Source organism: Deferrisoma sp. (genome assembly GCF_054681715.1).
Genome location: NZ_BAAHFQ010000141.1, coordinates 1 through 7,273, shown reverse-complemented (window position 1 = coordinate 7,273; position 7,273 = coordinate 1). Strand labels below are relative to the sequence as shown.

Here is a 7,273-nt window from a genome sequence, read left to right as displayed (position 1 = left end):
TTGGGGTGAGTGATGGGATTTGAACCCACAACTCCCGGATCCACAGTCCGGTGCTCTACCGTTGAGCTACACTCACCATCGATCCGCTATGGTGGAACCGCCGTGTGGCACGCCTGGAGGGATTCGAACCCCCGACCCGCGGCTTAGAAGGCCGCTGCTCTATCCGACTGAGCTACAGGCGCAACGGGCGATCGCTGGCTGCGTGGTCGGGGCGAGAAGATTCGAACTTCCGACCCCCTGCGCCCAAGGCAGGTGCGCTACCAGGCTGCGCCACGCCCCGACAAGAAGCGAAATGCTATCACATCGCCTCGTCCAGCTCAACGGGGAAAACGGGGGATCAACCGCCCCACCGAAGAGCCCGCGACGCGGCTAGCGCGAGGGCCAGGAGCACGAGCAGGGCGCCCCACGTGGCGAGGCTTCGGCGCACGGCCTTCTTGGCTTTCTCCGCCTCCCACCACCGGTGGGGCCGGACCCCCTTGGCCAGGAACGTGACCACCCCGGCCAGGTTCAGGCACACCCAGTTGGCCACGAACAGGAGCCCCGCGCCGCCGGCGTCCGCCCAGTGCCCGGAGCCGGCGAGTAGCCCCGCCGTCACCAGCGGCGGCAGCAGGGCCACCGCGACCATGACCCCGATGAGCCCCCCGCCGGTTCCGCCCGTGGCGGAGAGGGCGCCGGCGGCGCCCGCGGCCAGGGCCAGCACGAGGTCCCCGAATCCCGCCCGGGTGCGGGAGGCGATCTCGGGGAGGCCGGGGTCCACGGGCAGGATCGCCCCGGCGGCCACGGACAGGGCGAGAGCCAGGCCGGTGCCGACCGCCCCGGCTCGCACGGCCCGGCGCCACAGGGGCCCGTCGCCCACGGTCACGGCCAGCGACGAGGCGAGGATCGGGCCGAGGAGCGGAGCGATCACCATGGCGCCGATCACCACGGCCGGGTTCGACCGCAACAGCCCCACCACGGCCACCACGGTGGCCAGCCCCGTGAGTACGAGGAAGTTCGCCCCGGCATCGGCCCCCGGCTCCACGTCGGCATAGAGTTCCTCGCGGCTGATCCTCCCCCGGGGCGGCGCCGCGGCCTGGGGTGTCGGGGAGGGCGGGGGTTCCGGCCGGGGCAAGGTGGCCTCCACCGGCAGCAGGAGGAGCCGGAAGTCCGGGGTGTGGCCGAAGTGCGTGTCCAGGTGGTCCACCACCTCCTCGGCGTGCTCGGCGTCCAGGAGGGCCCGCACGAGGACCTTGCCCTCGGCCAGATCGTCGATCCAGTGGCCAAGGACAGGCGCCTCTTCCAGGTGCCGGCGAAGGGCGTCCCGATGGGCCCGGGGCACCACGCCTTCGAGAAGCCGTAGGTTCACAACCAGCCCCGCCGCCGGAACCAGCGGACCATGCCGATTCCCACCGCCACCATGACCGCCCAGACCGCCGGGTAACCCCACCGCCATTTGAGTTCGGGCATGTGCTCGAAGTTCATGCCGTACACCCCGGCGAGGAAGGTGAGCGGGATGAAGATCGTGGCGATCACGGTGAGGGTCTTCATGACCTCGTTCATGCGGTTCGACAGGCTCGAGAGGTACACGTCGAGGTACCCGGCCAGGAGGTCCCGGTAGGTTTCCACGGTGTCGATCACCTGCACGCAGTGGTCGTACACGTCGCGCAGGTAGGGCCGCGTGGCCTCGTCCACGAGACCGCCCGCGTCCCGTTCCAGGTAGAGGAGGGCTTCCCGCAGGGGCCACACGGCCTTCCTCACGGCGCCCACGGCCCGCTTGGCCTCGTGGATCGCCTGGAGCACCTCCGGGGACGGGTCGGAGAGAATCGGTTCTTCGAGGCCCTCGATCCGGCCCCCGAGCCCCTCGAGGGCGAGAAAGTAGTGGTCCACCAAGAGGTCGAGGACGCAGTAGGCAAGGTAGTCGGCACCGGCCGCCCGCACCCGTCCCACACCCTTGCGGATCCGCTCCCGGAGGGGATCGAGGACGTCTCCGCTGCGCTCCTGGAAGGTCACGACGAACCCCCGGCCCACGACCAGGCTCACGTGCTCGACCCCGAGTCTTCCCGCCTCCTCGTCGAACCGGATCATTTTGGCCACCACGAAGGCGTACTCGTCGAACCCCTCGGCCTTCGGCCGCTGGCGGGTGTTCACCACGTCCTCGAGCACGAGGGGGTGGATCCCGAGGATTCGCCCCACCGCGGCCACGGCGGCCACGTCGTGGACCCCGACCACGTTGAGCCAGGTCACCGAGGGGCGGGAGAGATAGGCACGCAGGGCCTCGGGGCTTTCGAGTTCGTGCTCCTCCACCCGTGAGGCGTCGTAGTCCAGGACCTGGAGCCGGGCCGGCCCCTCCTGGGGTTCCCCCACGTGGACGAGGCTTCCCGGGGGAAGCCCCACCTTGGCGGCCCGGCTCTTGGCGGCGGTCAAGCCTGTCCCCCCGTGTCGCCCACGAGCCGCACCGGGAAGGGGTCGGTGACGCTGCCGGCGTATAGGGTGCGGTGGGGGAAGGGGATCTCGATGCCGGCCTCGTCGAAGGCCTGTTTGATCTCTTCCTGGATCGAGTTCCGAAGGTCGAGGAAGTTCTGACGCAGGGCCCACACCGAGAACTGGAGGTCGAGCGACGACTCCCCGAAGCCGAGGAAGATGATCAAAGGTTTGGGCTCCTCGAGGCACAGCGGGTTCTTTTCGGCCACCCGGAGGAGCACCTCCCGGACCCGGGCGATGTCCTCCTTATAGGCCACCCCCACCTTCACGTCGAGCCGGCGGATGGGAAACCGGGTGTAGTTGGAGATCTCGGCCTTGATCATGGTTTCGTTGGGGATGCGCACGAACACGTTGTCGAAGGTCCGCAGCTTGACGGACAGGAGGTCCACGGAGAGCACCTCGCCCATCGTATCGCCCACCTTGATCACGTCGCCCACGGTGAAGGGCTTTTCCGCCATGAGAAAGAGCCCGCTGATGAGGTTCGAGGCGGAGGTTTGGCTCGCGAACCCCACCGCCACGGTGAGCACCCCGGCCGCCCCCAAAAGCACGCTCAGTTCGAACCCCAGTTCCCGCAGGGCCGACACGGCCGCGAGGCCCATGACACCCCAGAAGGCCAGCCGCCGCACCATGGCGTGCTCCTGGGGGCCGGCGTACCGGGCGGCCACGCGGCCGGCCGCGTTCGCCGCGACCCGGCCGAGCACCCATCCGCCCGCGAGGAGCAGCACGGCGTGGACGGCGGAGAGGAACCGTTCGCCGGTCAAGAGGTCCGTCAGGAAGGTTCTTGCGTCCACGAGGGTTCCCCTTCGTCAGCCGATGAGCGCGGAGAGGGCCCGGGTCAGGAGGTTCCGGTCCGGGGTTTCCCGGGCCGGGGCGATCGCGACCGGCCGGGGGACCTCGGACGGCGGGGCCCGGCGGATGTCCATCTGGATCCGGGGCTCCTCCTCCCCATCCCCCTCCATCCGCAGGTCCAAGGACGGGGTCCAGAGGTTCCCGTCGTCGGCCCCAAACAGGGGCAGGTACACCACCGGCAGGTTCAGCCGTTCCACGGGAACCAGCGCCTTGGTCCGGTTCACCAGATCTACGGGCACCACGGCGCGGTGGGGCCGCCGGGGCACCTCTTCGGCCCGCGTGCGGGCCGAGGTTCGCGCCGCGTACGCGAGCTCCCCTTCGCGGGTGTTGGGTCCGAACCAGGTGTCCGAAGATCGGTAGATGGGCACCTCCCGCAACGCCACGGCGCCGGCCTTGACCCGCACCCACACGGGCACGCTCACGTAGAGGCGGGCCTTTTCCCCGGGGGCGAGGTAGAGGGGCACCGCGGGGCGGGAGACCACGGGGCGGTCGGGCAGGCAGGGGTCCAGCCGCAGTTCGTCCCCCAGGCTCCGGGCAGGGTACCGGCCCTGCTCCGCTCCCTCGTCCGGAAAAGGGTCGGTCGTGGGGACTTCGATCTCCACCGCGTCGTCATGGGGATCGTGGGTGGAACGGGCGGCCAGGAGCCACTCCTCCGGTCGTCGCTCGGCCCAGAGGGTCAGGGCGCCGATCCGCCAGCGGCCGGCGGTTCCGGCCGGAATCCGATACGCGCTCCACCAGGATCGATCGGCCATGGGTTCGTTCTCCTCCCTCCCTCGCCCGTCCCCGGCGAGTATACGAGGTCGGCGGTCACGGGCAATAGGCAACGTCGCGGCGTGCGAAGAGCCTCGAACGTCTTGCTTGGTGTCGCTGCGAGTCTGGTCCCGCTTGGAGACGCTAATACTCAAATGGATTGCCGGATGCGGGTGGGGAACTGGCTCCGGCCGGGTGTGAGTGCAGTACCCGATTCGCCGCGCCTTCCCATGCCGTTGTCGGCGCGGCAGGCCGCGGCACCGGTGACGGAAGTTTCGGATCTTCCTAAGCGATGCAAGCCTGGTGGCGGCGCGGCGAAGTGAGGGGGCCCATCCGGCTCTCCTCCGGCGCCCGACCCGCCGGTTCCCGCAGCGACGACGGGGATCTGGCGAGACTTTCGTTGATAGTGGTATAGGATCGCCGAAGGTACGGCCCGATGGCCGGGCACCAGCGAAGGGGAAGGACGGGACTGGACGTGGACCGCGTGTTCGTGACCCGAAGGATTCCTCGGGAGGCGTTGGATCTCCTTGAGCCCGCCTGCGCGGTGGACCTGTGGGACGACGACCTGCCGCCGCCCGTGGAGGTCCTGCGGGAGCGGGTTCGGGGGGCAACCGGGCTCCTGTGCCTCCTCACCGACCCGGTGGACGAGGCACTCCTGGACGCGGCCGGGCCCGGGCTTCGGGTGGTGAGCCAGATGGCCGTGGGGGTGGACAACATCGATCTGGCTGCCTGCACCCGGCGGGGCATCGCCGTGGGCCACACCCCCGGGGTGCTCACGGAGACCACGGCGGATCTGGCGGTGGCGCTCCTTCTGGCGGCGGCCCGTCGGCTTCCCGAGGCCCAGGCCGCGGTGCGGGCCGGGGAGTGGACCACCTGGAAGCCCCTGTGGCTCGCGGGTCGCGACGTCCACGGGTCCACCGTGGGCATCGTGGGCCTGGGCCGGATCGGCCGGGCCGTGGCCCGCCGGCTCCGGGGGTTCGGGTGCCGGCTCCTCTACACGGGCCCCCGGGAGGTCCCGGAGGCCCGGGGGCTGGGGGCCCGGTACGTGGACCTCGGTACCCTGCTCGCCGAAAGCGACTTCGTGACCCTCCACTGCCCGCTGACCCCCCAGACCCGCCACCTGATCGACGCGCGGGCCCTCGCCCTCATGAAGCCCACGGCCATCCTGGTCAATGCGAGCCGCGGGGCCGTGGTGGACACCGGGGCCCTCCACGAGGCCCTGGCCGCCGGCCGGATCGCCGGGGCGGCCCTGGACGTGACCGACCCCGAACCCCTCCCGCCCGACCACCCCCTGCTTGCCTTGCCCAACTGCCTGGTGGTACCTCACATCGGCAGCGCCTCGGTGGCCACCCGGACCCGCATGGCCGTGATGGCGGCCGAGAACCTGCTGGCGGGTCTCCGGGGGGAGCCCCTGCCCCACTGCGCGAACCCGGAGGTGTACCGATCTCGGGAGGGAACCGGACGATGATCCCGGTGGAACCCGTCGTGCTCGTGGTGAACGGAAGCCCCCGGAAGGGGGGAAACTCGGATCTTGCCGCCGCGCGGGTGCTCGACGGGGTTCGGCAGGCCGGGCGGCGGGGTACCGAGGTGCGCCTGCGGGAGCTCGCGTTCCGCTCGTGCATCGGGTGCGAAGGCTGCCGGAAGGCGGGCCGCTGCGTCACCGAGGACGATCTGGCTGGGGTGTACCCGGAGGTGGAGCGGTCCCAGGGGATCGTGCTCATATCGCCGGTTCATAACTACAACGTCACGGCCTGGATGAAGGCGTTCGTCGACCGGCTGTACTGCTACTACGAGTTCGAGGAGCCCCGGCCGGGGCCCTGGGCGAGCCGGCTCGCGGGGCAGGCCCGGAAGGCGGCGGTGGTGGCGATCGGGGAGCAGCACGCCCGGGAGGACATGGGGTTCGCCCTGGAGGCCATGGCCTGGCCCCTCCAAGCCCTGGGGTACGAGGTGGTGCGGGAGGTGCCGGTGCTCGGCGTGTTCGGCCGGGGAGAGCTGGCCGGCGCCCGGGACGCGTTGGCCGAGCTCGAGGCCTGCGGGCGGGAGTTGGCCGCGGCTCTGGGGTGAAGCGAGTGGGTTCGGTCCGCGGTCGCCGGGGTCCGGCCCGTTGGTTCAGGCCGCGGCGGTCCGCCGTATGGCCGAAAGCGGAACGGTATCAACCCGGCGCCAATAGAGGCACGCGCGGGGTCGCGCGGGCATGGGGCCTGTTTCCGGCCGTGCGTGAGTGCGGCATCCGGCTACTGTAGGCGCCACGCCCGCCGCTCCAGCAGGCCCCATGCCCCCACCCGCCCCCGGCGATGCCTTTGAAGGGATTCGTATTGGGAGCAGGCCGCTTCCCGGCCCACGGGCGCTCCCATGAAAAACGGGCACCCGGCGAAACCGGGTGCCCGTTTTGGTTTGCTGGTAGCGGGGGCAGGACTTGAACCTGCAACCTTCGGGTTATGAGCCCAAAAACATAAGATTGCCGCTGGATACCTCGTTATACCTAACATAAAGAAATCACACATGAATTGTGCCGGAGACATCCCTCTGCCTACCGAAGGATTCTTGAAATGCGCCCCCGGATGTTGGAAAATATGTTGGAAATCTGCCGCAGAGAGGTGCCTGATGGGCGCGGGGAAGAGATTCCGAACCAAGTACCCGGGCGTGTACTACAGGGAGAAAAGGCGTGTTCACGGGACGGGGACGGAACGCGTCTACTACGTTGTTTATAGGGTCCAGAGAGACGGGCGCTGGGTCACCGTGGAGGAGAAAGTTGGTCGCCAATATGCGGACGATATGACCCCGGCGCGCGCCAGTCGGATTCGAGGAGAGATCCTAGAGGGAAAAAGAAAGCCTGCCAGGGTTAGGCGTCAGGAGATTAGGGAACAGAACGAGCGGTGGACCATACGTCGGCTTTGGGAAGAGTACAAAGCCCATCATCCTGGGCTCAAGGGTATCGTCACGGATGAAAATAGATTTCAGAAGCATATAAATCCGGAGCTTGGGGATAGGGAGCCACGAGAGTTGCTTCCGTTAGACGTTGAGCGCTTGAAGCGAAAGCTGCGGGTACAAGGGGGACGACGTGGGGAACCGCTGGTCACGTCCGTCAAGGTGGTGTAAGAAGCCGACCGCGTCATCCTCGGTTGATAGATCAGGCTGCCACCGGCAGCGCCGGGTTCGGTGGGGGTGGAGTGGTTCGTTTGATCACGTCGGCGATCGACTCCAAACTCATATA

7 protein-coding genes and 4 tRNA genes are annotated in these 7,273 nt (G+C 69.1%); 3 read left to right on the top strand and 8 right to left on the bottom strand.

Annotation, left to right across the window (positions count from 1 at the left end; genetic code table 11):
• Position 1: 1 nt before the first annotated feature.
• The 7 genes from ACY0I8_RS14695 to ACY0I8_RS14665 all read right to left on the bottom strand — a co-directional run bounded on the left by ACY0I8_RS14695 (position 2) and on the right by ACY0I8_RS14665 (position 4,061).
• Positions 2-76 (bottom strand) — tRNA-His (locus ACY0I8_RS14695).
• A gap of 29 nt (positions 77-105) precedes the next feature.
• A tRNA-Arg gene (locus tag ACY0I8_RS14690) sits at positions 106-182 on the bottom strand.
• A gap of 21 nt (positions 183-203) precedes the next feature.
• Positions 204-280 (bottom strand) — tRNA-Pro (locus tag ACY0I8_RS14685).
• Positions 281-337: 57 nt separating this feature from the next.
• A complete protein-coding gene (locus ACY0I8_RS14680; protein ID WP_459940533.1) occupies positions 338-1,345 on the bottom strand; it encodes a DUF389 domain-containing protein in 1,008 nt (335 codons plus the stop codon).
• A complete protein-coding gene (gene corA, locus ACY0I8_RS14675; RefSeq protein WP_459940532.1) occupies positions 1,342-2,403 on the bottom strand; it encodes a magnesium and cobalt transport protein CorA in 1,062 nt (353 codons plus the stop codon). Before corA ends, ACY0I8_RS14680 begins: the two co-directional genes overlap by 4 nt.
• Positions 2,400-3,251 carry a mechanosensitive ion channel family protein gene (locus tag ACY0I8_RS14670; protein ID WP_461395344.1) on the bottom strand — a complete coding sequence of 284 codons (852 nt, stop codon included), beginning with the start codon at positions 3,249-3,251 and terminating at the stop codon, positions 2,400-2,402. The genes corA and ACY0I8_RS14670 overlap by 4 nt, the downstream gene beginning before the upstream one ends.
• Before the next feature lie 15 nt (positions 3,252-3,266).
• Complete coding sequence (locus ACY0I8_RS14665) at positions 3,267-4,061, bottom strand: hypothetical protein (protein WP_461395343.1); 795 nt, start codon at positions 4,059-4,061, stop codon at positions 3,267-3,269.
• A gap of 467 nt (positions 4,062-4,528) precedes the next feature.
• Between ACY0I8_RS14665 and ACY0I8_RS14660 the strand changes: the two genes are divergently transcribed.
• Both ACY0I8_RS14660 and ACY0I8_RS14655 read left to right on the top strand, forming a co-directional pair.
• On the top strand, positions 4,529-5,527 hold the full coding sequence (locus tag ACY0I8_RS14660; RefSeq protein ID WP_461395345.1) for a 2-hydroxyacid dehydrogenase: 999 nt from the start codon (positions 4,529-4,531) through the stop codon (positions 5,525-5,527).
• Positions 5,524-6,123, top strand: a complete 600-nt coding sequence (locus ACY0I8_RS14655) for a flavodoxin family protein (RefSeq protein ID WP_461395342.1) — start codon at positions 5,524-5,526, stop codon at positions 6,121-6,123. Before ACY0I8_RS14660 ends, ACY0I8_RS14655 begins: the two co-directional genes overlap by 4 nt.
• Before the next feature lie 334 nt (positions 6,124-6,457).
• On the opposite strand, the gene ACY0I8_RS14650 is transcribed toward ACY0I8_RS14655, so the two are convergent.
• A tRNA-Met gene (locus ACY0I8_RS14650) sits at positions 6,458-6,537 on the bottom strand.
• Between the two features lie 126 nt (positions 6,538-6,663).
• On the opposite strand from ACY0I8_RS14650, the gene ACY0I8_RS14645 reads away from it, so the two are divergent.
• Positions 6,664-7,158 carry a hypothetical protein gene (locus ACY0I8_RS14645; RefSeq protein WP_461395341.1) on the top strand — a complete coding sequence of 165 codons (495 nt, stop codon included), beginning with the start codon at positions 6,664-6,666 and terminating at the stop codon, positions 7,156-7,158.
• The last annotated feature ends 115 nt before the right edge of the window (positions 7,159-7,273 follow it).

What these genes read in the sequence shown, in the direction of transcription:
- ACY0I8_RS14665 (WP_461395343.1), bottom strand. Translation starts at nt 4,061, where the DNA reads ATGGCCGATCGATCCTGGTGGAGCGCGTATCGGATTCCGGCCGGAACC.
- ACY0I8_RS14655 (WP_461395342.1), top strand. Translation starts at nt 5,524, where the DNA reads ATGATCCCGGTGGAACCCGTCGTGCTCGTGGTGAACGGAAGCCCCCGG.
- ACY0I8_RS14645 (WP_461395341.1), top strand. Translation starts at nt 6,664, where the DNA reads ATGGGCGCGGGGAAGAGATTCCGAACCAAGTACCCGGGCGTGTACTAC.